The following is a 23,534-nucleotide window of genomic DNA, read 5'->3' as shown; positions in this document are numbered from 1 at the left end:
ACCAGGAGCCTGCCCAGTATGACCCTTCCCGATGGCCAGCCCATGTCCCGCCCCAAGCCCGTGCTGTACCGCAACGGGTCCGTTTACACTGCAGCGGACCCCTTCGCAACGGCCATGCTCGTCGACGGGGACACCGTGGCCTGGGTTGGATCGGAGCAGGCCGCGTCGTCCATCGCTGACAGCTCCATGGAGATCATCGACCTGCGGGGCGCACTGGTCGCCCCGGGCTTTGTTGACTCCCACATGCACCTGACCGAAACCGGGATCGCCCTGGAGTCACTGCAGCTGGGTGACGTGGCGTCTGCCCGGGGGCTGCTCGACGCCGTGGCATCAGCACCCGGCGAAGGACCCGTCCTGGGCCACGGCTGGGATGACACGGCGTGGGAGGACCCTACTCTGCCCACCGCGGAGGAGCTGGAACGGGCCTCCGGCGGCAGGCAGGTCTACCTGTCACGGGTGGACGTGCACTCGGCATTGGTTTCGGCGTCACTGGCACAGGCCGCGGACCTGCGCGGCAAGGACGGGTACGACGGCGGCGGGCGGGTGACCCGGGCAGCCCACGCGGCTGCCCGGTTGGCCACGCGGCGGATGCCGGACGGGACGCTGCAGCGGCACCAGGCCCGCGCCCTGGCCGAAGCGGCAGCGAACGGATACGTTGCGCTGGCCGAGATGGGTGCACCCCACATCGGGGGCGCAGACGACCTGCGGCTGGCCGCCGGTTGGAATACGGACAGGGCCGGGACGCAGCCGTATCCCGAAGTCCTTCCGTACTGGGGGGAGCTGGTCGCCTCCGAGGAGCAGGCACGCGGCCTCCTTGACCAGTTCGGCTTTGGCCTTCGGGGCCTCGCCGGGGACCTGAACATCGATGGGTCCCTCGGGTCCCGGACGGCTGCCCTCCGCGCCGGGTATGAAGACGCGGCAGGGGAGCGGGGCAGCCTGTACCTGGACGTCGACCAGGCGGCCGCCCACCTTGCAGCCTGCTCGCTGGCCGGGATCCAGGGCGGATTCCACGTCATCGGCGACGCCGGCCTGGACGTTGCGCTGGCGGCCCTGGACCGTGCCGCGCAGGAAGTGGGCGAGCAGCGGGTGCGTGCAGCAGGCCACCGCCTCGAGCATGTCGAGATGGTCGATGCCGCAGCCATTGGGAAGCTCGCCCGCTACTCGGTCACCGTCAGCGCGCAGCCTGCGTTCGATGCGGCGTGGGGCGGCCCCGGCGGCCTGTACGAACGAAGGCTGGGGGAGCGGAGCAGGGCCATGAACCCGTTCGCGGCTCTTTACGCCGCCGGCGTTCCGGTCTGTTTCGGAAGCGACAGTCCGGTGACCCCGCTCCGCCCCTGGTCCAGCGTCCGGGCCTGCCTGGAACACCACAACACCGATGAACGGATCTCCGCGCGCGCGGCATTCCTGGGCCACACCCGGGCCGGTTGGCGTGCGGCCCGCCACTCCAACCCCATGGCAGGCCAGCTGGTGCCGGGTGCTCCGGCAAGCTTTGCGGTGTGGGAAGTCGAGGAACTGATGGTCCAGGTCGCCGATGGCCGCGTGCAGTCGTGGAGCACCGATCCGCGGGCCAGGACACCGCTGCTGCCCGCACTGGACACCGGCGCCGACCCGGTCTGCCTGCAGACGGTCAGGAACGGCACCGAACTGTTCGCCAGCCCGGCCCTGCGATCCTGACCCAGCAACCCGTCCTATAATGGGGAGTTGCGCCCGCCGCCGACCAGCTTGGCATCCGGTGCTCCGACCACTTCCCCCAGGAAAGGCCCTTTGTGCGCGTCCTTACGATCATTCCCACCTACAACGAACTTGAATCGCTGCCCAAGACGCTCCAGCGGCTGCGGACGGCTGTTCCGGCGTCGGACGTCCTGGTGGTCGATGACAACAGCCCGGACGGCACTGGCAAACTTGCCGACGGCATCGCCGCCGAGGATTCACAGGTCCACGTCCTGCACCGCAAGGGCAAGGAAGGGCTGGGCGCGGCCTACATCGCAGGCTTCAAATGGGGCCTTGAGGCTGGCTACGACGTCCTGGTGGAGATGGACGCCGACGGCTCCCACAAGCCCGAGCAACTGCCGCAGCTGCTGGAAGCCGTGGACCAGGGCGCGGACCTGGCGATGGGTTCGCGCTGGGTTCCCGGCGGCAGCGTGGTCAACTGGCCGCTGTACCGGCAGGCGATTTCCCGGGTGGGAAGCACCTACGCCCGCCTGATGCTGGGACTGAAGATCAAGGACGTCACCGGCGGCTACCGCGCGTTCCGCCGCACCACGCTGGAGAAGCTCAACCTGGACCAGGTGGACTCGGTGGGCTACGGCTTCCAGGTGGACCTGGCATGGCGCGTGGCCAAACTGGGCCTCCGCATCGAGGAACGGCCCATCACTTTCGTGGAGCGCGAGCTGGGTGCCTCCAAGATGAGCGGCAACATCGTGCTCGAAGCCATGATTAACGTGACCAAGTGGGGACTCGCGGCGCGCTGGAACACCCTGGCCGGAAAGCTGAAGAACCCGTCCCGGCCCTAAGCTTTTGGTGGCGCCGGGCAACGGCACAGGAGGCTCGGCACAAGAAGCACGGCACAAGAAAAGGAGGCTTCCCGCACACGGTGCGGGAAGCCTCCTTTTCTGCAAATCCGGTCTTAGGCCGAGCGGCGTTCACCGCGGCGTTCACGCAGAATGGTCAGGCGGTCCTCGAGAATCTGTTCCAGCTCGGGCAGGGAGCGGCGTTCCAGCAGCATGTCCCAGTGCGTGCGAACAGCCTTGTCATTGCTGGTGTCAGGCTTTTCACCGTCCACCAGGAGCGCTTCCTTGCCGGTCTTGGACACCCAAACCGGAGGAATCTCGGCCTCGGAGGAGAACGTGACGAAGACCTGCTCGCCGTCCTCGCAACGGTATTCGACGCGCTGGCGCGGAGCCGGCTCAACTCCGGATTCGGTCTCCATGCTCTGCGCGCCAAGGCGCATGCCCCGCAGGCTGCGATCGCTCATGATTTCTCCCTCTGTTCGGTTCGCGGATCAAAACCCCGCGTAAGCCGGCGGTGGCCACGCACCGCCGGACTAGTGTGTGCACTGTGCTGCATCATAGGATTCAACGCATTGCGAAGCTTGGTTGTTCCAGCGGGTATTCCCTGCCGGACAAATACCCAATTATACGGGCGCCATATCATCTGGACCAAAACAGCGAGGGATCCGCGGTCATGCGGATCCCTCGCGTGCCCTGTGCACCTGTTTCGTGCACCTTGGTTACGGCTCGGCAGGCCTGGCGGCCACCTCGTCGAAAAGCCCGCCGGCGGCGGAGTCCGGAGCGGTGCCGCCCAGCGCGTTTCCGATTCCCTTCAGCGCTTCGCCCACTTCGCTGGGGATGATCCAGAGCTTGTTGGACGAACCCTCGGCCAGCTTCGGCAGCGTCTGCAGGTATTGGTAGGCGAGGAGTTTCTGGTCCGGGTTGCCCTTGTGGATGGCGTCGAAGACCTTCTGGATTGCCTGCGATTCACCGTCCGCACGGAGAATCGCGGCCTTCGCTTCACCTTCGGCCTTGAGGATGGCAGCCTGCCGCTGCCCTTCCGCCGTGAGGATCGCAGACTGCTTTGTTCCCTCGGCAGTGAGGATCGCCGCACGGCGGTCACGCTCGGCACGCATCTGCTTCTCCATTGAATCCTGGATGGAGTGCGGCGGATCGATCGCCTTCAGCTCCACCCGGGAAACCCGGATGCCCCAGCGCCCGGTGGCCTCATCCAGCACGCCTCGCAGCTGCCCGTTGATCTGGTCGCGGGACGTCAGGGCTTCCTCCAGGTTCAGGCCACCGACGACGTTGCGCAAGGTGGTGGTGGTGAGCTGCTCCACGGCCTGGATGTAATTGGCGATCTCGTAGGTGGCTGCCCTGGGGTCGGTCACCTGGAAGTAGACGACCGTGTCGATCGAGACCACGAGGTTGTCTTCGGTGATGACCGGCTGCGGCGGAAACGAGACCACCTGCTCGCGCAGGTCCAGGAGCGGGAGGAGCCGGTCCACGAACGGAATCAGGATGGTCAGGCCAGGGTTGAGCGTCCGCTGGTACTTGCCAAGCCGTTCAACGACGCCGGCGCGGGCCTGCGGGATGATCCGCACCGACCGGACCAAAACAATAATCACGAACACGATCAGGACCATCAGCACGATGGCCAGTGCGGTTCCGCCCACGTTTTCCATACAACTCCTTGTTCCCCAATTGTCAGGCTGTATCCGGACCGGCAACCGCCTCCGGCGGTGCCGACACAACTGCTGTAGCGCCGTCGATTGCGGCCACCACCACTTTTTGCCCGGCGGGCAGGACACCGGCGGCCGAGCGGGCGCTCCAGATGTCGCCGCCTATCTTCACCAGGCCGCCGTCGGAAGTGACGGCCTCCATTACCACGGCCGGTTCACCGATCAGCCGGTCCACGTTGGTGCGCTGTTCGGCGGGGCCCTTCTTGAGATGCCGAAGTGCCACTGGACGGACAAAGGCCACCATGAGCAGTGACACGATGCAGAAGACCACCACCTGCAGCCAGGGTTCCGCGCCGGCGAAGTCAGCAACCAGCGCGGCAAGTGATCCGCCGCCCAGCATGATGAAAAACAGGTCAAGGGTGATCATTTCGACCACGGCAAACGCCAGGAAGGCCGTGAGCCACAGTGCCCACCAGTTTTCCCCTAGCCATTCGAACATCCTGGTTCCCCCTTCGCCACGGGGAACCGCCTCTGCGGACCCGCCGGTAGCTGTTCCTTCATCCTAGTCCGCCGGACGCGCCGTATGGTGGGGCGCACACGGGCTCCGGGGCTTAGTGGCCAAGTCGTTACGCGGCGCTGTCCCTCCGCGGCCGGAAGACCAGGATCCGGAATTTTGCGTCGGCGGTGACCGGCTCCCTGGAGCCTTCAAGCCGGGCCGCGATCGCTTCCCGGTCCAGGTGGTGGCCCGCCGGTCCCATGAACGCCAGGTCGGCGGCTTCCCGCCGCGTCAGCAGCAACGGAATATCGACGTCGGTGCTGGTTTCCGCTTCGAAGTCCCGGGCCATGGATTCGGCCAGCCTGTTGTCCTTGCCCTCCTCGATGCCTAGCATCCCCGTGACCTTGGCGATGCTGGCGAGATGTCCTGGCCTGGGCGTGACCACCACCAAGGCTCCGCTGGGCCGGAGGACCCGGGCGAACTCGGCGGGATTGCGCGGGGCGAAGACCACCGTGACGGCGTCCACGGACGCGCTGGCCAGCGGCAGCGGCTGCCAGATGTCCCAAACGAGGTTGACGGCTTCCGGGTTGAGCCGGGCGGCACGGCGCAGGGCGAACTTGGAGATGTCCAGGCCGACGGCCCCGGCGCGGACTCCCCGCGCTGCTGCGGCGTCGAGGATTTCCCGGAGGTAGTGGCCGGTCCCCGTGCCCGAGTCCAGCACGGCGCCGCCCTCCTGCGGCAGGAAGGGAACGACGGCGGCTGCCAGCGCTTGCGCCAGCGGCCGGTAATGCCCGTCACCGAGGAAGTTGAACCGGGACTCAACCATCGCCGCGCTGTCGGCTTCGAAGGCTGTCCCTTTGCCGACCAGCAGGTTGAAGTAGCCCTGCCGCGCCGCGTCGAAGCTGTGGCCGGACGGGCACCTGAGGCGCCCCTGGTGTCCGGCGCCCCCGGCTGCGGGCTCGAAGCGGCTCCTGCACACCGGGCACAGCAGGGGCAGGTCGGCGGTGGAAGGCATGGGAACCATCTTAGGGCCGCGCGTGCCGGGGACGGGCTGCGCCTGCCCGGGCCCAAAGGTCAGGGAAGGGAAATACCCGCCGGGCCGTCGTCGAACCCCAGCCCCTCGCGTGCCTTGCCAATCCCTGCTTCTGCCCAATGGGCAGCGTATTCGGCGTTGCTGCTCAAGGAACGGAGCTGGGCGCGGTCGATGTATAGGATCCCGTTGAGGTGGTCGGTCTCATGCTGCACGATCCGCGCCTGCCAGCCGGAGAACTCCCTCCGCTCGGCTGTGCCTCCGGGTGTCTGAAAATCGAGCAGCACGGTGTCCGCCCGCGCCACGACGGCCTGCAGGCCGTTCAGGGAAAGGCAGCCTTCATAAAACGATGCCAGTCCAGACCCCACAGGGGTGTAGCGGGGGTTGAGGATGGCCAAAAAGTCCAGCGGCTCCCTGTTGCGCAGCGCCGCGGCCTCCGGGGTGACGTCGTAATGGTCCTCCAGGACTGCCAGCTGCAGCGGGATGCCCAGCTGCGGTGCCGCCAGCCCAACACCGGGCGCCTCATGCATGACCTCGCGCATGACGCCTATCAGGCGCTCAAGCTGTCCGGCCGGGAGCTGGCCGTCGAATGCAGCCGCCCGCTGCCGCAGGGCGGGATGGCCTGCCTGCACGATCGGCGGCAGGGTGCCGGCAGCAAGGATCCGCTCGACGGTCTCGACGATCTGTTCGGTGCTGGCGGTGGTCTGCGGAACGGTGGAGGTCATGGTCACAGCCTACTGGCGGACCGGGAGCGGCCACCTGCGCTAGTGTCGGGTGCATGGCTGATGAATCCCCGGCGCCCGCCCCGCCCCTGGAGCGTGTCCTGGCGTTTTTACGGGTGCTGGAGGCAGGCGGGGGAGCGGAGGATATCCGGCCGTTCCTGGCTGAATCGTTCGTATTGACCGAAGCCCCGCACCTTCTGGCACCGGAGGGGTCCACGCGGACGCTGGCGGAGGTGCTGTCGGGTGCGGACCAAAGCCGTGAGGTGGTGGCGGACCAGAAGTTCACCATCCGCAGGACAACCTGTGAGGACGGGCGGGTCGCTGTGGAGGCCGACTGGTCGGCAACCGTCCTGATGGACCTGCGCTACTGGGACCGCGGTGAGACCATCCGGGCCAGGACGTCGTCGGTGTTTGAGGTCAGCAACGGCGTCATCACCAGCCAGGACAGCTACGACTGCTACTTCCGTTAGCCGCGCGGTGCATCCCAGTCCATCGTGAAACGCCTGGCCACCCACCGGTTCACGGCAGGCCTCGACGCCGCGGCGCCAATGGCGGCGGTCCGGATCCGCTGCAGCGGAGGCGGAAGCGGCCTGCCCAGCATCATGTTGATTTCGGCCTGCCGGCGCGCCACGGCTGCGGCCCGCCGCCGGGTTTTCTCGAAGCGCCGGAATTGTCCGTCCAGGGGCCGGCCTTGCAGCGTGGATTGCACCAGTGGCGCCAGCGCCTGGGCGTCAAGCCAGCCCAGGTTCATGCCCTGGCCCCCGATGGGACTGATCTCATGGGCGGCGTCGCCCAGCAGCACCGACCGGCCCTCGCGGGTGCGGCGCGCCAGCGTGGACTGCACGCTGAATGCGCTCAGCATGGAGTTGGTGTCCGGATCAGGGCGGATGCCGGTGCGCTCCATGACCATCGCGGCCAGGTCCAGTGGGCCCGCTGTGTTTGCCGGGCCGCCCAGCCGGACCACCCACCGCCGGATCCCGCCGGGAAGGGGAAACGACTCAACAATCCCGGCGGGCTCAAGGAACAGGACAGCGTCGTCCCCGTAGCCGGTGCCGTCGGCGAAATCGCCCATGAGGTAATGGTCCGGATAGGCCCTGCGGGTAGTCGCCAGGCCCAGGGCGCCGCGCAGCTGGGAGCGCGCACCGTCTGCGGCCACCAGGAATGATGCCGTCGCGGTGCTGGCGTGCCGTGTGGCACTTCCGCACGTCTCGAACGTCAGGGTGACGGGGCCGCCGTCGTCCTTAACCCCCACCACCGTGGCGCCCCTGACCAGGGCCGCGGGGTCCAGGGCCCGGACGCGGTCCTCCAGCAGCTGCTCCGTCCTGAACTGGGGGAGTGCCAGCACGAACGGATAGTCCCCGGACACGGCGTCGAAGGACATGGTCCCCACGGTCCTGCCGCCGCTCACCGCGCGGCCCCGGCGGATCTGTACCCCTTCGTGGACCATGGCTGCCGCCACCTGGACCCGGTCGAGTGCCTGCAGGGCGGGCGGATGGATTCCGATGGCGCGCGTGTGCAGGTTCCGCGTGTGCCGCTGCTCCAGGACCCTGACCGACACCCCGTCCTGGAGCAGCACGGCGGCCAGATAAAGACCCACCGGACCGCCGCCGACGATCAGCACATCCGTGTCCATGTCACCCCCGGCGGTAGGCAAGGACCTGGTGGAAGGCCGACGACCTTTCCACCGTCCACCCGGGAGGTGCGGCAGCGGACAATTCGGCCGGCTTGTAGCTCCGGCGGATCGACGTCAGGCCGTCCCCGCGGATGAAGGAATGCCGGAAGGGGAGGGCCGCAACACTGAACAGGGCAAAGGCTGCGGGGCTGCGTACGAGGTCGTTGTGCAGGGCCTTGTCCGCCGCGAGGATTTCGGAGTGCTTCAGGAGCTGCTGGAGCTCCTCGGGCACGAGGTGGTGCAGGACATGGTTGGAGATGACGACGTCGAATTTCCGGCCCTCGCCGACCAGGTCGCCGCTGTGTGCCTGGCGGAATTCGATGCCGGGGGCGGGCGGACGCCGGAGGGCGAAGCTGGCCGCGCGGGGGTCGGGGTCGATTCCGGTGATGTGCAGCGGCGTGCCGTCCCGTGCCGCCCACCGGGAAAGCATGACGGCGAGGTCCCCGCCGCCGCAGCCGATGTCCAGGACGGTCACGGGCCGCCGCCCGTCCCGCACCACCGTGCGCACTTCCTTCACATAGAGCCGTCGCCAGCCCGACAGGGCCCGGTTGATGATGCCGAATTGCCGGTAGGTGTTTTCCAGGAGCCGCGGGTCGCAGTCCGGAAGGTCCATCTTCTCGGTGGCCCCGGCGGCGCGCTGGTGCATGAGGATCCCCATCTTGTGGTCTCCGCGTCAGCCGACGCCCGCTTCATCAGGGATGCCCGCTTCATCCGGAAGGAAACGTTCCGGCTCCACGGCAGATGCCTGCCGGAGCTTGGTGAACAGTCCCGTTTCCACCGTGAGCCCGGGTCCGAAGGCCATGGAGCAGATGCGTTCTCCGCCGTCGTCACCTTCCGCCAGCTCCTGCTCCAGGATGTGCTTGAGGACAAACAGGACGGTGGCGCTGCTCATGTTGCCGTAATTGCGGAGGGTTTCACGCGCGGGGACCAGTTGGGTGTCGGTCAGGCCCAGCCGGGACTGGACTTTGTCCAGGATGCTCCGGCCTCCCGGGTGGATGGCCCAGTGGGGGACGGCAGCGTAGGGGAGTGCCGCCAGGTGCGGCTCCCGTTCGAGGAGCGGCTGCAGGGCGCCGACAATGTGGTCATCGATGATGTGCGGCACATAGTTGCCCAGCACCATTTCGAATCCGTTGTCGCCGATGTTCCATGCCATGGAATCCTCACCGACGGGGGTCAGCACAGTCTCGAAGTGGTCCAGCGTGAGCAGCGCCCTTTCTTCCGTGCCGGGCCGGGCGGTGACGACGGCGGCTGCGGCCCCGTCAGCGAACAGCGCCGAGCCCATGATGGTGTCGGGATCGTTGGACGTCCGGACATGGAGGGAACACAGTTCGGCGCAGACAACCAGGACGACGGCGTTCGGGTCCGCTTCACAGAAGAGCTTTGCCGCCCGGAGCGCAGGGAACGCGGCATAGCAGCCCATGAATCCCAGGTGATAGCGCTGGACAGCCGGGTTGAGGCCCAGTTCCCGGACCACTTTGTAGTCGGGGCCGGGGTTGAAGAAGCCTGTACAGGAGACGGTCACGAGATGAGTTATGTCAAGTAAATCGAGTTCGGGGGCAGCATCCAGGGCAGCGCGGGAGGCCTTCACAAAGAGTTTCGTGGCTTCCCGGGCAAAAATATCGTTGCGGACCTTGGTGCTGGGGTTCAGGAGCAGTCCGGTTTGCTGGTCGTAGAACTGCGGGTTGTCCGAGCGGGACGAGTTGGTCAGTTCATCGACGGCGGTGAACCTCGTGTCGATGGCGGCGCCGTCAAAACAGGTAGTTACCAGCCGGGAACCCAGGCGGGACAGGCCGGGCTGGGCTGCAAACACGTCACGGGCTTCGGACTGGATCAGCATTGTCGTCGGGACTGCAGTTTCAAGTGAACGCACGTAGACCGTCATTGACTCATTCTTGACGCGCACCGGGATAAAGACAATGGTGCGCACGGCGTGGACCTGCGCGTTTATTCCCTTTGACCAGCGTCATTGAACTCATCGAAGGCCTGTTTCACGGCGTCCTGCCGAGCCCCCTGCTGCGGCCCGCTACTAAACGCCGATAATCTACATTATGTAAAGTAACGCGAATCCCTCGCTGCCCCACCACACTCCTCGCTATGCCGGCGACGCTGGCCGGCCCCGCCGCGGCAGTGCATCGAACTAGTGCCGGCGGCGGATGGATGCCCCCACAACAGCACCCACTCCGAGCCCCGCAGCGAATCCCCAAAAAGGAGTATGGAAAATTGCAAGGCCGAGGCTGATTCCCAAGGCTGCACCGACCAAACTGCAAATCCAGAGCGGCTTGTTCACCTGAACCTCCCGATGTGCCTCGTCCGGTTTTCTGCACCGGCGCCCGAGCCGAGCCTACTCCCCCGCTGCTGCCGGAACGGCCTGCCCGGTGACCCGCATCAGCAGTAGTCCGGCAGTACTTGCACTGCCCCTCGGGCCGATAAGCTCGAAAGTATGAGTTCCGTGGAAACGAAACCGGCCAACAAGGTACCCGCAAAAATTGTCCTGGCGGCGGCCCTTGCCGACGCCATCCTGATCCTCACCTTCGCAGCGATCGGACGCGACGCGCATCACCGGGAGGATCCGGTGGCTGGCGTGTTCCTTACTGCGTGGCCGTTCCTCGCGGGCGCAGCACTTGGCTGGATCGCAGCCAAAGCGTGGCGCGACCCTCTGTCCGTGCGCCGCGCCGGGGTCGTCGTGTGGCTCGGCAGCCTCGCTGGGGGCATGCTGCTCAGGGCGCTTACCGGCCAAGTGGTCGTGCTTCCCTTTGTGATTGTTGCCACGCTGAGCCTGGGGCTCTTCCTGGTCGGCTACCGCCTCGTGGCCGCGGCAGCAGGCAAGTTCCGCAACAGATGACGCCGGAGGCGGATCCAGGCCGCCGGCAGGTACCGATGTAATAGGCTGGCAGCAGAGAAAAGCTTGCCGGGCACTGGCAGGGCGCAACAAATCCGAAGGGGTTTAGACGTGGTTACCGCATTCGTTCTGATCAAGACTGACGCCTCCCGCATTCCCGAGACCGCCGAGGAGATTTCAGCCATCGACGGCATCAGCGAAGTGTATTCCGTCACCGGGGAATGGGACCTGATCGCGGTGGCCAGGGTCCGCCGGCACGAGGACCTGGCGGATGTCATCGCGGACAAACTCTCCAAGGTACCGGCGGTGGTCCACACCACAACCCACATTGCCTTTCGGGCGTACTCGCAGCACGACCTGGATGCCGCGTTCTCCCTCGGCTTCGAGCAGTAAACCTGCCGTTATGACCGGCTGAGCGAGACCCAGCGGTCCAGAACCGCGGCGGCTGCCCCGGAGTCGATCGACTCGGCTGCCCGTTCAAACGCCTTCTGCATGCGTTCGAGGAAGGTCCCTTCGGCCTTGAGGTCGAAGGCGACCAGGCCGGCGGCGGCGTTCAGCAGCACGGCGTCGCGGGCAGGACCTTCCTTCCCGGCCAGAACCTCCCGGACCACGCCGGCGTTGGCCATCGCATCCCCGCCGCGAAGCTGTTCAACAGTTGCCAGGCGGATGCCCAGGTCCTGGGGCGAGAAGACCAGTTCGCCTACTTTTCCTTCGCGGATCTCCCACACGGTGGAAGGGCCGGTGGTGGTCAGCTCATCGAGGCCGTCGTTTCCGCGGAAGACAACTCCCCTGCTCCCCCGGCGTGCCAGGACGCCCGCAACGAGCGGCGCCATCCGTGCATTGGCAACACCCACAGCGGATGCCTGCACCTTGGCGGGATTGGTCAGCGGTCCCAGGAAGTTGAAGGCAGTAGGAATAGCCAGTTCACGGCGCGGCACCGCAGTGTGGCGGAACGAGGGGTGGAAGACCTGCGCGAAGCAGAACGTGATCCCCGCCTCTTCGGCGTTGCGGGCCACGCGCTCTATGGGCAGGTCGAGCCGCACGCCGAGTGCCTCGAGCACGTCCGCTGATCCCGACGACGACGACGCGGCCCGGTTGCCGTGCTTCACCACCTTCGCTCCGGCGCCGGCGGCCACGAGGGCGGCCATGGTGGAGATGTTCACGGTGTTGAGCTGGTCACCGCCGGTGCCCACGATGTCCAGCTTTTCCCCGGAGATCGCCACCGGATTGGCATGGGCAAGCATCGCCTCGACCAGACCGGAGAGTTCATCCACCGTTTCACCCTTGGCGCTGAGGGCCACCAGGAACCCGGCAATCTGGGCGGGTGTTGCTTCCCCGGACATGATGGTGTCCATGGCCCAGGAAGTGTTGTCCGCTGTGAGGTCGGCGCCGTTGATCAGTGCCGAAATCAGTCGGGGCCATGTGTTGCCGGGCGCTGCAGATGCCTGTGAAGTCACCTCCTGATGCTATCGAGCGATGGCGTGCACTGACCAATGTGAACGGTCGCGGGAACTTTTCGCCGCGATTTCGCGTCTTTGTAGAAAAAGTCCTCCGAAAAGGCGGTTTGCGTTGGGCAGCACGGACTTTTACAGACATAATGTCTATGTGACATCTGCGACCCATGCCCCCAGTACCCCGGCGCACCCCACGCTGAACCGCCCCAACATGGTTTCTGTCGGAACCGTTGTGTGGCTGTCCAGTGAGTTGATGTTCTTCGCCGGTCTCTTTGCCATGTACTTCACGCTTCGCTCCACGAGCGGGCAGATGTGGGCGGAAGAGACGGCCAAGCTCAACTTCCCGTTTGCGCTCGTTAACACGATCGTCCTCGTGGCCAGTTCCTTTACTTGCCAGATGGGCGTCTTCGCCGCAGAGCGGCTGCAGCCCCGCCGGACCGGAGGTGCACTGCAGTTCGCCCGCTGGGGAATGAACGAGTGGTTCACCCTCACGTTCCTGATGGGTGCATTCTTCGTCGCCGGCCAGACCACCGAATACGCGATGCTGGTGTCCGAGCACGTTTCGCTCTCCTCCAACGCCTACGGCTCAGCCTTCTACATGACCACCGGCTTCCACGGCCTCCACGTCATCGGCGGCCTCATCGCCTTCCTGCTCATCATGGGCCGGTCCTTCGCTGCGAAGAAGTTCGGACACTTCGAGGCAACGTCCGCGATCGTCACGTCTTACTACTGGCACTTCGTTGACGTCGTGTGGATCGGCCTCTTCCTGGTCATCTACGTACTCAAGTAGCCAGCTTTGATTCTTTTTCTACAAGAGGCAGAATTTCAGGTAGCGGCTCCCGGAGCCGGCGCAGGATCGAATAAAGGAACCACCACGTGAAGGCACTCTCACAAAAGCGGCGTCACCCACTTGCAGCAATAGCGCTGCTTCTGATGGGCCTCCTCATCACTGGTGGGCTGTACGCCGTTGCCACCACCGTCAACGAGGCCAAGGCTTCCACCACCACCTACAGTGCGAGCGACGTGGAAGAGGGCGGCAAGCTGTTCGCCGCCAACTGCGCCACCTGCCACGGCATGGGTGCAAGTGGCTCCAAGGATGGTCCCTCGCTGGTGGGTGTCGGTGCCGCTGCTGTTGACTTCCAGGTGGGCACCGGACGTATGCCCATGCAGATGAACGGCCCCCAGGCCATGAAGAAGCCCGTCCAGTTCAATGACGAGCAGACCCACCAGCTTGCAGCCTACGTTGCTTCCCTGGGAGCCGGCCCGGCGATTCCTGAAGAGCACCTGCTGGACGAGGGCGGCGACGCCGCTGCCGGTGGCGAGCTCTTCCGCACGAACTGCGCCATGTGCCACAACGCCGCTGCTGCCGGTGGCGCCCTGACCCGCGGTAAGTTTGCCCCCGCCCTTGCGGACGTTTCCGGCAAGCACATCTACGAGGCCATGGTCACGGGTCCGCAGAACATGCCGGTGTTCAGCGACGCGAACATCTCCCCGGAGGGCAAGCGCGACATCATCACCTTCCTGAAGCAGATCGAAACCACCGGTTCCCCTGGTGGTGCCGATCTCGGATCCCTGGGTCCGGTAGCCGAAGGGCTGTTCGTATGGGTTGCCGGCCTCGGCGTCATCATCGCCTTCACCATCTGGCTGACGTCCCGGACTTCCTGATATTCCGCAGGGAACCAGAAACTTCTGCTGACCCGGTCAGCAGCTTGATATTAGAAACTAACCCGGCGATCGCCGGGACGAGAGAAGGATGAGGCGAATTATGGGCAACCATAGTGACGGCAGTCCGAACCACTCGGGCACCGTAGCTACGGCTGGTCAGAATGAGGTGGAGAAGTTCCAGGATCCTGGAATCCCTCCGCACCGTTTGCGCCTGGCTGACACGGACCCGAAGGCCGCCAAGCGGGCAGAACGGCAGGTCGCCTTACTATTTGGCGTTTCTGTTGTTGGAACCCTGATCTTCCTGGTGGCGTACTTCGCCATCGATCTGGGTGACGATTCCAGCATTGCCACCATCCGGCTCCAGAACGCCCTGCTCGGCGTCGGCACTGCCTTCGCCATGCTGGGCATCGGTACCGGCATCGTGCACTGGGCCAAGGCCCTGATGCCCGACCACGAGGTTTCCGAGGAACGCCACGCGATCCGGTACGAAGAGGACCGCCAGGCTGCTGTCCGCATCGTCGACGACATCGTCGAGGAAACCGGCATCAAGCGCCGCCCACTGATCCGGAACACCCTTCTCGGTGCCGTGGCCCTTGCCCCGCTTCCGGCGGTTGCCATCTTCGGCGACCTCGGTCCCCGTCCCGACGACAAGCTCGCACACACCATGTGGGCCCCCCAGGACGGCAAGCGCAAGCGCCTCACCAGGGACCCGGACGGGACCCCCATCAAGGCATCGGATGTCACCATCGGTTCGGCGTTCCACGTCATCCCGGAAGGCCTGAACGAACTCGAAGAAGGCAAGCTCAACGAGAAGGCCAAGTCCGTTGTGCTGCTCATGCGTCTTGATCCGGCATCGCTAAACCCCTCCAAGGGTCGTGAAGAGTGGGGCTACAACGGCATCGTTGCCTACTCGAAGATCTGCACCCACGTCGGTTGCCCCGTTGCTCTCTACGAGCAGCAGACGCACCACCTGCTGTGCCCGTGCCACCAGTCCACCTTTGACCTCACGCAGGAGTGCAAGGTGATCTTCGGCCCCGCCAGCCGTCCTCTCCCCCAGCTGCCCATCGCAGTTGATGACGAGGGCTACCTCGTCGCTACCAGCGACTTCCATGAACCCGTAGGACCAAGTTACTGGGAGCGTGATATGCATGAGCGCAGCATCAACAGCTGAGCCCGCTTTCGTCGCCAAGACCAAGACAGGCCGGTTTACCGACTTTGTCGATTCACGTGTTGGCGGTTCCGGGATCCTCCGCGAGTTCGGCCGCAAGGTCTTCCCCGACCACTGGTCCTTCATGTTCGGTGAAGTGGCGCTGTACTCGTTCGTCATCCTGCTTCTCTCCGGCACCTTCCTGACGTTCTTCTTTGATCCGTCCATGGCGGAAACGCACTATGACGGTGGATACGTACCGCTCAAGGGCGTCGAGATGTCGGTGGCCTACAGCTCATCGCTGAACATCTCCTTCGACATCCGCGGCGGACTGTTCATGCGCCAGGTACACCACTGGGCAGCACTGCTCTTCGTGGCGTCCATCGCTGTACACATGCTGAGGGTCTTCTTCACCGGCGCGTTCCGCAAGCCCCGCGAAATGAACTGGGTTGTGGGCGGTGTCCTGCTGATCCTGGCCATGGCTGCCGGCTTCACCGGCTACTCGCTCCCCGATGACCTGCTGTCCGGCAACGGCCTGCGCATCATCGACGGCGTGATCAAGTCGATCCCGGTTATCGGCACGTACATCTCGTTCTTCCTGTTCGGCGGGGAGTTCCCCGGTACGGCCATCATCAGCCGCCTCTACATGCTGCACATCCTGCTGGTGCCGGCACTGATCCTGCTGATGATCGTGCTGCACCTCTTCATGGTTGTCGTCCACAAGCACACCCAGTACCCGGGTCCGGGCCGCAACGACAACAACGTCGTCGGCTACCCGCTGGGTCCGGTGTATGCAGCCAAGGCCGGCGGCTTCTTCTTCATCGTGTTCGGCGTGATCGCGCTCATGGCCGCGTTCTTCACCATCAACCCGATCTGGAACTACGGTCCGTACGACCCCTCCCCCGTTTCCGCCGGTACGCAGCCTGACTGGTACATCGGATTCGTCGACGGCGCCCTGCGCCTCATGCCGGGAACCTTCGGCGACTGGCACGTCGAGCAGATCTTCTTCGGACAGGTCTTCACGTTCAACGTCCTGCTGCCCGCCCTGGTACCGGCCGGCATCCTGTTTACCGTGATGTTCACCTACCCGTGGATTGAGCGCTGGGTGACCAAGGACGACCGTGAGCACCACGTCCTTGACCGTCCGCGTAACGCGCCGACCCGTACGGGCATCGGTGTCGCCGGCTTCATCTGGTACTGCGTCATGTGGGCAGCTGCCGGCTCCGACCTCATCGCCACGCACTTCCACGTGTCCCTGAACGATGTCACCTACTGGCTGCGCGCCTTGTTCTTCGTGGGACCGATCATCGGCTTCATCGTCGCCAAGCGCGTCGCCCTGGCGCTGCAGCGCAAGGACCGCGAGATCGCACTGCACGGCCGGGAGACCGGACGTATCGTGCGGCTCCCGCATGGTGAGTTCATCGAGGTTCACGCTCCGCTCGACGAATACAAGCGCTACAAGCTTGTTGGCTTCGAGTCGCCGGAGGTGCTGCCTGCCGTACCGAACGAGCACGGCGTCGTGACCCGCAAGGAAAAGCGCCGCGCTGCGCTTTCCCGCTGGTTCTTCGAGGACCGGGTCGCCCCGGCCACCCCCGCAGAGCTTGAGGCTGCACACGGCCACGGCCACGCCGCTGTCGAAAGCACAGAGGAAGCGAAGAGCCTGACCCACTAGGGTTCAAGCCCAACGGATAGGGCCCGGTCCATATGGACCGGGCCCTATTTGCGTCCGGGCGTCAACCCAGGTTGGGGGCGCTGCCGCGGGATGGCGCGGCGTGACGCGAAGGGACTAGTGGTTCCTTGCCCGCCGCGCACCTGGCCGCTGCAGAGGAACCCAGAGCTTGTAGCGGTCCGCGCGGTAGTACGAAACGGAGTAGTCCACCATGGCCCGTGCCACGAAGGCGTGGCGCTGGATCTTGAGCAGCGGTGCCCCGACATCCACGTTCAGCAGCCGGGCGGTGGAGGGCGAAGCGGCGGTCGCTTCGATCATGTCCTCCCCCCACTCCATGACGAGGCCGAACTGTTCGCTGAGGACGTTGTACAGGGAAGTCGGCGGCTCGCCGTCGAGAAGGCCCGGAACACGGTGGGCGGGGATGAAGTTCTCGTCAACGCTCATGGGCTCGCCATCGGCCAGCAGCAGCCGCCGGAAGCGCACCAGCGGCGTGCCCTCATCCAGCTGCAGTTCGCGGGCCAGGAAAGCGCTGGCGCCAATCTGTTCAAAGCTCAGAACTTTCGCGGCAGGAACCATTCCGCGCCGCTGCATCTCTTCGCTGTAGGACGTCAGCTTCACCTGCAGGTCGAGTTTTGGCTTGCGAACGAATGTACCCAGGCCAACGACACGCTCAATGACTTCCTCGCCCACGAGCGCATCAATGGCCTGCCGCACGGTCATCCTTGCAAGCCCGAAACGCTCCGCCAGGTCCCGTTCGGAAGGGAGGGCCGAGCCCGGCGGGCACGACTGGGCAATGTAGGCCCGCAGTATCTCGCGCAGCTGAACGTAAATGGCGGTACCGCTGGTGCGGTCGATTTCACCGGTGATTGCCGTGGCGCCAGCTGCCATCTGTATGTCTCCTGCCGTGGGGTCTGTACTCCAATTTTAGGACGGTCTAGACCAGCCCGGAGACAGCACGCCTTCTTTCGCGGGACCGGTTTACGGCCAGCTATATTGGGTCAGGAAAATCAGACAACAGGCGGGATTGGGGCCCGTCGCGACGAAGGAGTCCCCCTTTGCCAACACAAAAGGCCGTGGTCACCGCCCCGGTGGGCCTGCACGCCCGTCCTGCTGCGGTGTTTGTCCGCGCGGCGACGGAAACGGGACTTCCCGTGACCATCAGGAAGGCCGGCGCAGAGGATGTTGACGCCACCTCGCTGCTGCACGTGATGACTGCCGACTTCCCGGTGGGCTGCGAGGTGGAGCTTTCCATCAGTGACGCGGCCCTGGACGGCGCACACGGCCGCCGGGAAGCGGAAGAGGCACTGGGCAGCCTCCGCCGGCTGCTGGAGTCGCAGGGGGCCTCGTAGCCCCCTTTTTGACGACAACGACGACGGGCCCCACCTTCCGGTGGGGCCCGTCGTCGTTGTTTAGCTGGTTCTGCCTAGTGCGCGTGGTCTCCGCGGCTGTATTCGTAGACCCAGCCCACGAGCGCGACCACTGCGATGCCTCCAGCGACGAAGACGATCCAGAAGCCGACAGCCAGGCCAAGGAAGCCGGTGGCGCAGGCGATGCCGAGGACCAGAGGCCACCAGCTCCAGGGGCTGAAGTGGCCCTGTTCGCCGGCGCCCTCGTGGATCTCGGCGTCGCTGCGGTCCTCAGGACGCATGCCGACGCGCTTGCCGGTGAAGCCGAGGTAGGCGCCGATCATGCCCGCGAGGCCACCGACCAGGAGAATACCCAGAATGCCGACCCATTCACTCCAGTTGGTCAGGAAGCCGTACACCAACGCAACCGGGACGAAGAAGAAGACGCCCGAGCCAAAGATCCAGGATTCGATTTTCACTGTGCGGTGTCCTTCTGGTCGGCGTTGCCGAGGGCCCGCGCTGCGGGAGCCGGCGACTCAACGGTGTGGACCTGGCGGAGTTCAGGGTGGTGCAGGTCCAGGGCGGGGCGCTCCGAACGGATCCGGGGCAGGGAGGTGAAGTTGTGCCGCGGCGGCGGGCAGGACGTGGCCCACTCAAGCGAGGCCCCGAAGCCCCAGGGGTCGTCCACCTGCACCTTTTCGGCGCTGCGCCAGGTGATGTAGACGTTCCAGAAGAACGGAATCAGGGAAGCGCCGAGCACGAACGAGGCCACCGTGGAGAACTGGTTCATCCAGGTGAAGTTGTCTTCCACGAGGTAGTCGGCGTAGCGGCGGGGCATGCCCTCGACGCCCAGCCAGTGCTGGATCAGGAAGGTGCCGTGGAAGCCGAGGAACAGGAGCCAGAAGTGGATCTTGCCCAGGCGCTCGTTGAGCATCTTCCCGGTCCACTTGGGCCACCAGAAGTAGAACCCGGCGAACATGGCGAACACCACCGTGCCGAACACCACGTAGTGGAAGTGCGCCACCACGAAGTAGGAGTCCGAGACGTGGAAGTCCAGCGGCGGCGAGGCCAGGATGATGCCGGTCAGGCCACCGAAGAGGAAGGTGATCATGAAGCCGATGCTCCACAGCATCGGGGTCTCGAACGTCAACGACCCGCGCCACATGGTGCCGATCCAGTTGAAGAACTTCACGCCCGTGGGGACCGCGATGAGCATCGTCATGAAGGAGAAGAACGGGAGCAGGACCGCGCCGGTGACGTACATGTGGTGGGCCCACACCGTCACCGAAAGGGCGGCGATGGCGATGGTGGCGTACACCAGGCCCTTATAGCCGAAGATCGGCTTGCGGCTGAAGACCGGGAAGATCTCGGAGACGATGCCGAAGAACGGCAGCGCGATAATGTACACCTCGGGGTGGCCGAAGAACCAGAACAGGTGCTGCCAGAGGACGGCGCCGCCGTTTTCGGGATCGAAGATGTGGGCACCGAACTTCCGGTCCGCGCCGAGCGCGAACAGTGCCGCGGCCAGCGGCGGGAACGCCATGAGAACCAGGATCGCAGTGACCAGGGTGTTCCAGGTAAAGATCGGCATGCGCCACATGGTCATGCCCGGGGCGCGCATGCAGATGATGGTGGTGATGAAGTTGACCGCGCCGAGGATGGTGCCGAAGCCGGACAGCGCCAGGCCGAACACCCAGAGGTCACCGCCGACGCCCGGTGTGAACGTCGTGTTGGACAGCGGCGCGTAGGCGAACCAGCCGAAGGACGCAGCACCCTGCGGGGTGATGAAGCCGGAGACGGCGATGGTGGAGCCGAACAGGAAGAACCAGAACGCCAGCGCGTTCAGGCGCGGGAACGCCACGTCCGGGGCGCCGATCTGCAGCGGCATGATCACGTTGGCGAACCCGGCAAACAGCGGGGTGGCGAACATCAGCAGCATGACGGTGCCGTGCATGGTGAACAGCTGGTTGTACTGTTCCTTGGTCTGCAGGATCTGCATGCCGGGCTCGAACAGCTCGGCACGGATCAGCAGCGCCATCACGCCGCCCAGGCAGAAGAACACGAAGGACGCGATCAGGTACATGTACCCGATGGTCTTGTGGTCCGTGGAGGTGATCCAGTTGACGACGATGCGCCCCTTGGATTTTGGCACCACGGGAGCCGCCAGGGTTCCCGCGGGTGCGGTTTGGGTGTACGTAGCCACGTCGCTCCCCTTACTTGGTTTCGTTCAGGTTCGGGTTGCGGTCGTACTCCACGCCAAGCAGGCCGGTGTTGCCTTCAGCCTTGAGCTGGTCCATGTGCGTCTGGAATTCGGATTCCGACACCACCTTGACGCGGAACAGCATTTCGGAGTGGTACTCGCCGCAGAGTTCGGCACACTTGCCGTCGTAGGTTCCCTCCTTGGTGGGGGTGAACCTGATGTAGTTGGTCTTCCCAGGGATCATGTCGCGCTTCTGCAGGAAGGCGGGAACCCAGAAGGAGTGGATAACGTCGCGGGCGTTGAGCTCAAGATCAACGGACTTGTTGACCGGCAAGTACAGCGTGGGGAGCTGTTCCTTGTCGATGGTGTTGCCGGTGAGGTGCGCCTGGACGCCGGCTTCGTGCAGGTCTTCCTTGATCACGTCGCCGGACTTGTAGTTGAAGTCCCATGCCCACTGCTTGCCGCGGACGTCGACGACGACGTCGGCCGGCTGGGAGCGGTCGTCAATGGCCTGCTGGTCGCGGTCGGTGAAGTAGAAGAACACCAGCACCATGAACAGCGGGATCGTCAGGTAGAAGACCTCCAGCGGGAGGTTGAAGCTGGTCTGCCGGGGGAAGCCGACGGTGCCTTTGCGGCGGCGGTAGGCGACCAGGCACCAGACGATCAGACCCCAGGTAATGATGCCCACAACCAGGGCGGCAATCCATGAGTTGACCCAGAGGTCCATGATGCGGTCGGTGTTGCTGGTGGTGCCACGTTCTGTGGGCAGCCACCCCTTCTCTACCTCTGGCGAACATCCGGTCAAAACCAACGCGCCGGCAATTGCCAAGCTTGAGATCGTGGTGATCGTTTTGCGTCGGCTGCCGGTTCGGTTCTGCGAACTCACAGACGGCCCTTCCTACTTGTTGCTGTTGTCCGGGCAGCCATCGGCGGCCCCGGGCACACTAAAAAGTTTTACTACTCGGTGTAGAGCTTACCGCTCCCCCGGGCGTTTCGCCCACATGTCGGCGCCGAGCCTCCATGCCGTTTTTCACGGCAGGAAGCCCGGCGCGGGCATCGGGCGAAATAACCGGCTTAGTGGAACGAATCGCCGCAGGCGCAGGAGCCGCCGGCGTTCGGATTGTCGATGGTGAAGCCCTGCTTCGAGATGGTGTCCTCGAAGTCGATGCTGGCACCGCTGAGGTACGGCACGCTCATCTTGTCCACGACCACTTCGACGCCGTCGAAATCGCGCACGGCGTCACCGTCAAGGAGCCGCTCGTCGAAGTAGAGCTGGTAGATCAGCCCGGAGCAGCCGCCGGGCTGCACGGCGACGCGGAGGCGAAGGTCCGTGCGGCCTTCCTGTTCGAGGAGGCTGCGTACTTTGCCTGCAGCTACATCGGTCAGGTTGACCTCGTGAACGGGCAGTTCCTCGCTGGCCGCGGGGGCGGCGGTGCTGTTTTCGTTGGTTGCGGTGCTCATTGGCCTACCTTCTTAGGACGGTCTGGCGGCGCCGCTCTGACGGCGCCTGCCCCTACGGATACGGTATGGGCTATAGCTACATGCTACGCGCGGCAGTCCTGTAGCTCTAACTGCTGACGTAACCCGCAAAGTCTCCCGGTTGTTCCCTGGAAGCGCATGTTCAGGACGCTGATTCAGAGCCCTTCGTCATTCAGCCCGGCCAGAAGCAGTGCCTCGGCCAGGATCGCGTTGCGGAAATCGCCGATATGCAGGGATTCGTTGGCGCTGTGGGCCCTGGAGTCAGGGTCCTCGACACCGGTCACCAGGATCTGGACATCGGGATACAGCTCCGTCAGATCCGCGATGAACGGTATGGAGCCGCCAATTCCGGTTTCCACGGCCGGGACGCCCCATGCCTCCCCCAGCGCCCGCATGGCCAGCACTGCGGCAGCGGATGAGGTATCCGTTTGGAACGGGTTGCCGGCCTCCCCCGGCGTGAAGACGACTTTGGCACCGAAGGGCGCGTTGGCTTCCACGTGCCGGCGGACCGCTTCCATGGCGTCGGCAGGCACCTGGCCGGGCGCCAGCCGGAGACTGAATTTGGCCCGGGCGCGCGGCAGCAGGGTGTTGGATGCAACCTCTACGGCAGGCGCGTCGAACCCTATGATCGACAACGCAGGCTTGGTCCACAGCCGCGACGCTATGTTCCCCGACCCGGCCAGGCGCACACCGTCCAGCACGGAAGCGTCAGCCCGGTAGTCGGCCTCGGGCATGTCGACGGCGGCCGAATCCGTAGCCACGAGTCCTTCGATGGCAACGTTCCCCTCGTCGTCGTGGAACGTGGCGATCAGGCGGGACAGCAGGGTTGGCGCGTCCAGGACCGGTCCGCCGTACATGCCGGAGTGGACGGCATGCTCCAGGACCTGCACCTCGATGACGCCGTCCACGAGGCCGCGCAGGCTGGTGGTCAGGGCCGGAATCCCCACCTTCCAGTTGCTCGAGTCGGCGACGACGATGACGTCGGCCCGGAGCAGTTCGCGGTTCGCTTCCAGGAAGGGCCGGAAAGTCGGCGACCCCGCCTCCTCCTCCCCCTCGATGAAGAAGGTCACGCCCAACCCCAGGGAACCGGCGAGGACCTCCGAAACGGCCGCGTAGGCAGCCGCGTGCGCCATGATGCCGGCCTTGTCATCCGCCGCGCCGCGCCCGTAGAGCCGGCCGTCCTTTTCCACGGCGGCAAACGGCTCCGAATTCCAGAGGGATTCGTCGCCCACGGGCTGGACGTCGTGGTGTGCGTAGAGCAGGATGGTCGGCTTGCCCGGAGCAGCAGGGCGGCGGGCGACGACGGCGGGCCCGCCCGGCGTGCCGTCCGGCTTGTTGCAGGCCAGGATCTGCACGTCGGCAAGTCCGGCTGCCCGCAGCAGGCCGGCGACGGCCTCGGCGCTTTGCTCGAGCGGGGCCCGGTCAAAGCTCGGCCAGGCGATGCCGGGGATGGCAACCAGTTCCTTCAGCTGCGCGAGGGTTTGGTCAAAGGAATGGTCCACGGCCGAGCGAAGGTCGTCCGCCCGGGTTCCGTCGGAACGGGAGCCTGAAGGGCCCGGGGAATTGCGCGGGGTGTCCGCCGATGATGAAGTCATGGCGAAAACATTACCCGCGTCACATTGCGCCGCAGTTGAAGGCGGGCTG

Annotated in this window: 25 protein-coding genes; 10 read left to right on the top strand and 15 right to left on the bottom strand. The window is 65.2% G+C overall.

Annotated features, from left to right (window positions below; all coding sequences use genetic code 11):
* Positions 1 to 18: 18 nt before the first annotated feature.
* Together K4G53_RS07225 and K4G53_RS07220 are read left to right on the top strand one after the other, a co-directional pair.
* Positions 19 to 1,674 (top strand): amidohydrolase, encoded by a 1,656-nt coding sequence (locus K4G53_RS07225; protein ID WP_221385017.1) that lies wholly within the window; start codon positions 19 to 21, stop codon positions 1,672 to 1,674.
* 92 nt (positions 1,675 to 1,766) lie between these two features.
* The gene (locus K4G53_RS07220; protein WP_221385016.1) at positions 1,767 to 2,513 is read left to right on the top strand and encodes a polyprenol monophosphomannose synthase; all 747 of its coding nucleotides are present in this window, start codon (positions 1,767 to 1,769) and stop codon (positions 2,511 to 2,513) included.
* Between the two features lie 113 nt (positions 2,514 to 2,626).
* On the opposite strand, the gene K4G53_RS07215 is transcribed toward K4G53_RS07220, so the two are convergent.
* The 5 genes from K4G53_RS07215 to K4G53_RS07195 all read right to left on the bottom strand — a co-directional run bounded on the left by K4G53_RS07215 (position 2,627) and on the right by K4G53_RS07195 (position 6,422).
* Complete coding sequence (locus K4G53_RS07215; protein ID WP_018761356.1) at positions 2,627 to 2,974, bottom strand: RNA polymerase-binding protein RbpA; 348 nt, start codon at positions 2,972 to 2,974, stop codon at positions 2,627 to 2,629.
* A gap of 255 nt (positions 2,975 to 3,229) precedes the next feature.
* Positions 3,230 to 4,174, bottom strand: coding sequence for an SPFH domain-containing protein (locus tag K4G53_RS07210; RefSeq protein ID WP_221385014.1), 945 nt, complete (start codon positions 4,172 to 4,174; stop codon positions 3,230 to 3,232).
* Between the two features lie 22 nt (positions 4,175 to 4,196).
* Positions 4,197 to 4,670, bottom strand: coding sequence for an NfeD family protein (locus tag K4G53_RS07205; RefSeq protein WP_221385012.1), 474 nt, complete (start codon positions 4,668 to 4,670; stop codon positions 4,197 to 4,199).
* A 127-nt stretch (positions 4,671 to 4,797) separates the two neighbouring features.
* Positions 4,798 to 5,682, bottom strand: coding sequence for a putative RNA methyltransferase (locus K4G53_RS07200; protein WP_221385005.1), 885 nt, complete (start codon positions 5,680 to 5,682; stop codon positions 4,798 to 4,800).
* A 59-nt stretch (positions 5,683 to 5,741) separates the two neighbouring features.
* Positions 5,742 to 6,422 (bottom strand): peptide deformylase, encoded by a 681-nt coding sequence (locus tag K4G53_RS07195; RefSeq protein ID WP_221385003.1) that lies wholly within the window; start codon positions 6,420 to 6,422, stop codon positions 5,742 to 5,744.
* A gap of 53 nt (positions 6,423 to 6,475) precedes the next feature.
* Here K4G53_RS07195 and K4G53_RS07190 point away from each other — a divergent pair, with 53 nt between their 5' ends.
* A complete protein-coding gene (locus tag K4G53_RS07190; protein ID WP_221385001.1) occupies positions 6,476 to 6,889 on the top strand; it encodes a nuclear transport factor 2 family protein in 414 nt (137 codons plus the stop codon).
* Here the strand turns inward: K4G53_RS07190 and K4G53_RS07185 are convergent.
* The 3 genes from K4G53_RS07185 to K4G53_RS07175 are packed head-to-tail and all read right to left on the bottom strand — an operon-like array spanning position 6,886 to position 9,973.
* Entirely contained in the window at positions 6,886 to 8,052 is a 1,167-nt protein-coding gene (locus tag K4G53_RS07185) for an NAD(P)/FAD-dependent oxidoreductase (RefSeq protein WP_221384999.1), read from the bottom strand. The genes K4G53_RS07190 and K4G53_RS07185 overlap by 4 nt on opposite strands.
* 1 nt (position 8,053) lies before the next feature.
* Positions 8,054 to 8,737: a class I SAM-dependent methyltransferase gene (locus K4G53_RS07180; protein ID WP_221384998.1), complete on the bottom strand. Its 684-nt coding sequence runs from the start codon at positions 8,735 to 8,737 to the stop codon at positions 8,054 to 8,056.
* 27 nt (positions 8,738 to 8,764) lie between these two features.
* Positions 8,765 to 9,973, bottom strand: coding sequence for a type III polyketide synthase (locus tag K4G53_RS07175; RefSeq protein ID WP_260323413.1), 1,209 nt, complete (start codon positions 9,971 to 9,973; stop codon positions 8,765 to 8,767).
* A gap of 558 nt (positions 9,974 to 10,531) precedes the next feature.
* Between K4G53_RS07175 and K4G53_RS07170 the strand changes: the two genes are divergently transcribed.
* Both K4G53_RS07170 and K4G53_RS07165 read left to right on the top strand, forming a co-directional pair.
* The gene (locus K4G53_RS07170; protein WP_221384996.1) at positions 10,532 to 10,933 is read left to right on the top strand and encodes a DUF3054 domain-containing protein; all 402 of its coding nucleotides are present in this window, start codon (positions 10,532 to 10,534) and stop codon (positions 10,931 to 10,933) included.
* 108 nt (positions 10,934 to 11,041) lie between these two features.
* Positions 11,042 to 11,323, top strand: a complete 282-nt coding sequence (locus K4G53_RS07165; RefSeq protein WP_221384994.1) for an Lrp/AsnC family transcriptional regulator — start codon at positions 11,042 to 11,044, stop codon at positions 11,321 to 11,323.
* Positions 11,324 to 11,331: 8 nt separating this feature from the next.
* On the opposite strand, the gene trpD is transcribed toward K4G53_RS07165, so the two are convergent.
* Positions 11,332 to 12,387, bottom strand: coding sequence for an anthranilate phosphoribosyltransferase (gene trpD / locus K4G53_RS07160; RefSeq protein ID WP_221384992.1), 1,056 nt, complete (start codon positions 12,385 to 12,387; stop codon positions 11,332 to 11,334).
* Between the two features lie 112 nt (positions 12,388 to 12,499).
* Between trpD and K4G53_RS07155 the strand changes: the two genes are divergently transcribed.
* The 4 genes from K4G53_RS07155 to K4G53_RS07140 all read left to right on the top strand — a co-directional run bounded on the left by K4G53_RS07155 (position 12,500) and on the right by K4G53_RS07140 (position 16,868).
* Positions 12,500 to 13,174 carry a heme-copper oxidase subunit III gene (locus K4G53_RS07155; protein ID WP_217509392.1) on the top strand — a complete coding sequence of 225 codons (675 nt, stop codon included), beginning with the start codon at positions 12,500 to 12,502 and terminating at the stop codon, positions 13,172 to 13,174.
* 86 nt (positions 13,175 to 13,260) lie between these two features.
* Positions 13,261 to 14,049: a cytochrome c gene (locus K4G53_RS07150; RefSeq protein WP_221384990.1), complete on the top strand. Its 789-nt coding sequence runs from the start codon at positions 13,261 to 13,263 to the stop codon at positions 14,047 to 14,049.
* 100 nt (positions 14,050 to 14,149) lie between these two features.
* Positions 14,150 to 15,220 (top strand): ubiquinol-cytochrome c reductase iron-sulfur subunit, encoded by a 1,071-nt coding sequence (locus tag K4G53_RS07145; protein ID WP_221384988.1) that lies wholly within the window; start codon positions 14,150 to 14,152, stop codon positions 15,218 to 15,220.
* Entirely contained in the window at positions 15,198 to 16,868 is a 1,671-nt protein-coding gene (locus K4G53_RS07140) for a ubiquinol-cytochrome c reductase cytochrome b subunit (RefSeq protein ID WP_221384987.1), read from the top strand. Before K4G53_RS07145 ends, K4G53_RS07140 begins: the two co-directional genes overlap by 23 nt.
* A gap of 114 nt (positions 16,869 to 16,982) precedes the next feature.
* On the opposite strand, the gene K4G53_RS07135 is transcribed toward K4G53_RS07140, so the two are convergent.
* Positions 16,983 to 17,753 (bottom strand): GntR family transcriptional regulator, encoded by a 771-nt coding sequence (locus tag K4G53_RS07135; protein ID WP_221384985.1) that lies wholly within the window; start codon positions 17,751 to 17,753, stop codon positions 16,983 to 16,985.
* Positions 17,754 to 17,920: 167 nt separating this feature from the next.
* Here K4G53_RS07135 and K4G53_RS07130 point away from each other — a divergent pair, with 167 nt between their 5' ends.
* Positions 17,921 to 18,214 (top strand): HPr family phosphocarrier protein, encoded by a 294-nt coding sequence (locus K4G53_RS07130; RefSeq protein ID WP_221384983.1) that lies wholly within the window; start codon positions 17,921 to 17,923, stop codon positions 18,212 to 18,214.
* Positions 18,215 to 18,288: 74 nt separating this feature from the next.
* Here the strand turns inward: K4G53_RS07130 and K4G53_RS07125 are convergent, their stop codons facing one another.
* The 5 genes from K4G53_RS07125 to K4G53_RS07105 all read right to left on the bottom strand — a co-directional run bounded on the left by K4G53_RS07125 (position 18,289) and on the right by K4G53_RS07105 (position 23,485).
* Positions 18,289 to 18,690 (bottom strand): cytochrome c oxidase subunit 4, encoded by a 402-nt coding sequence (locus tag K4G53_RS07125; RefSeq protein ID WP_221384981.1) that lies wholly within the window; start codon positions 18,688 to 18,690, stop codon positions 18,289 to 18,291.
* Positions 18,687 to 20,414 (bottom strand): cytochrome c oxidase subunit I, encoded by a 1,728-nt coding sequence (gene ctaD / locus K4G53_RS07120; protein WP_221384979.1) that lies wholly within the window; start codon positions 20,412 to 20,414, stop codon positions 18,687 to 18,689. Before ctaD ends, K4G53_RS07125 begins: the two co-directional genes overlap by 4 nt.
* A 10-nt stretch (positions 20,415 to 20,424) precedes the next feature.
* A complete protein-coding gene (coxB, locus tag K4G53_RS07115) occupies positions 20,425 to 21,297 on the bottom strand; it encodes a cytochrome c oxidase subunit II (RefSeq protein ID WP_221384977.1) in 873 nt (290 codons plus the stop codon).
* 188 nt (positions 21,298 to 21,485) lie between these two features.
* Positions 21,486 to 21,872, bottom strand: a complete 387-nt coding sequence (locus K4G53_RS07110; protein ID WP_221384975.1) for an iron-sulfur cluster assembly accessory protein — start codon at positions 21,870 to 21,872, stop codon at positions 21,486 to 21,488.
* 173 nt (positions 21,873 to 22,045) lie between these two features.
* A complete protein-coding gene (locus K4G53_RS07105) occupies positions 22,046 to 23,485 on the bottom strand; it encodes a dipeptidase (RefSeq protein ID WP_221384974.1) in 1,440 nt (479 codons plus the stop codon).
* Positions 23,486 to 23,534: the final 49 nt, after the last annotated feature.

Origin of the sequence: Arthrobacter sp. MAHUQ-56, assembly GCF_019710585.1 — a bacterium.
Lineage (GTDB): Bacteria > Actinomycetota > Actinomycetes > Actinomycetales > Micrococcaceae > Arthrobacter.
The sequence above is the reverse complement of the archived record's forward strand: the minus strand, read 5'-3'. Positions and strand labels throughout refer to the sequence as shown.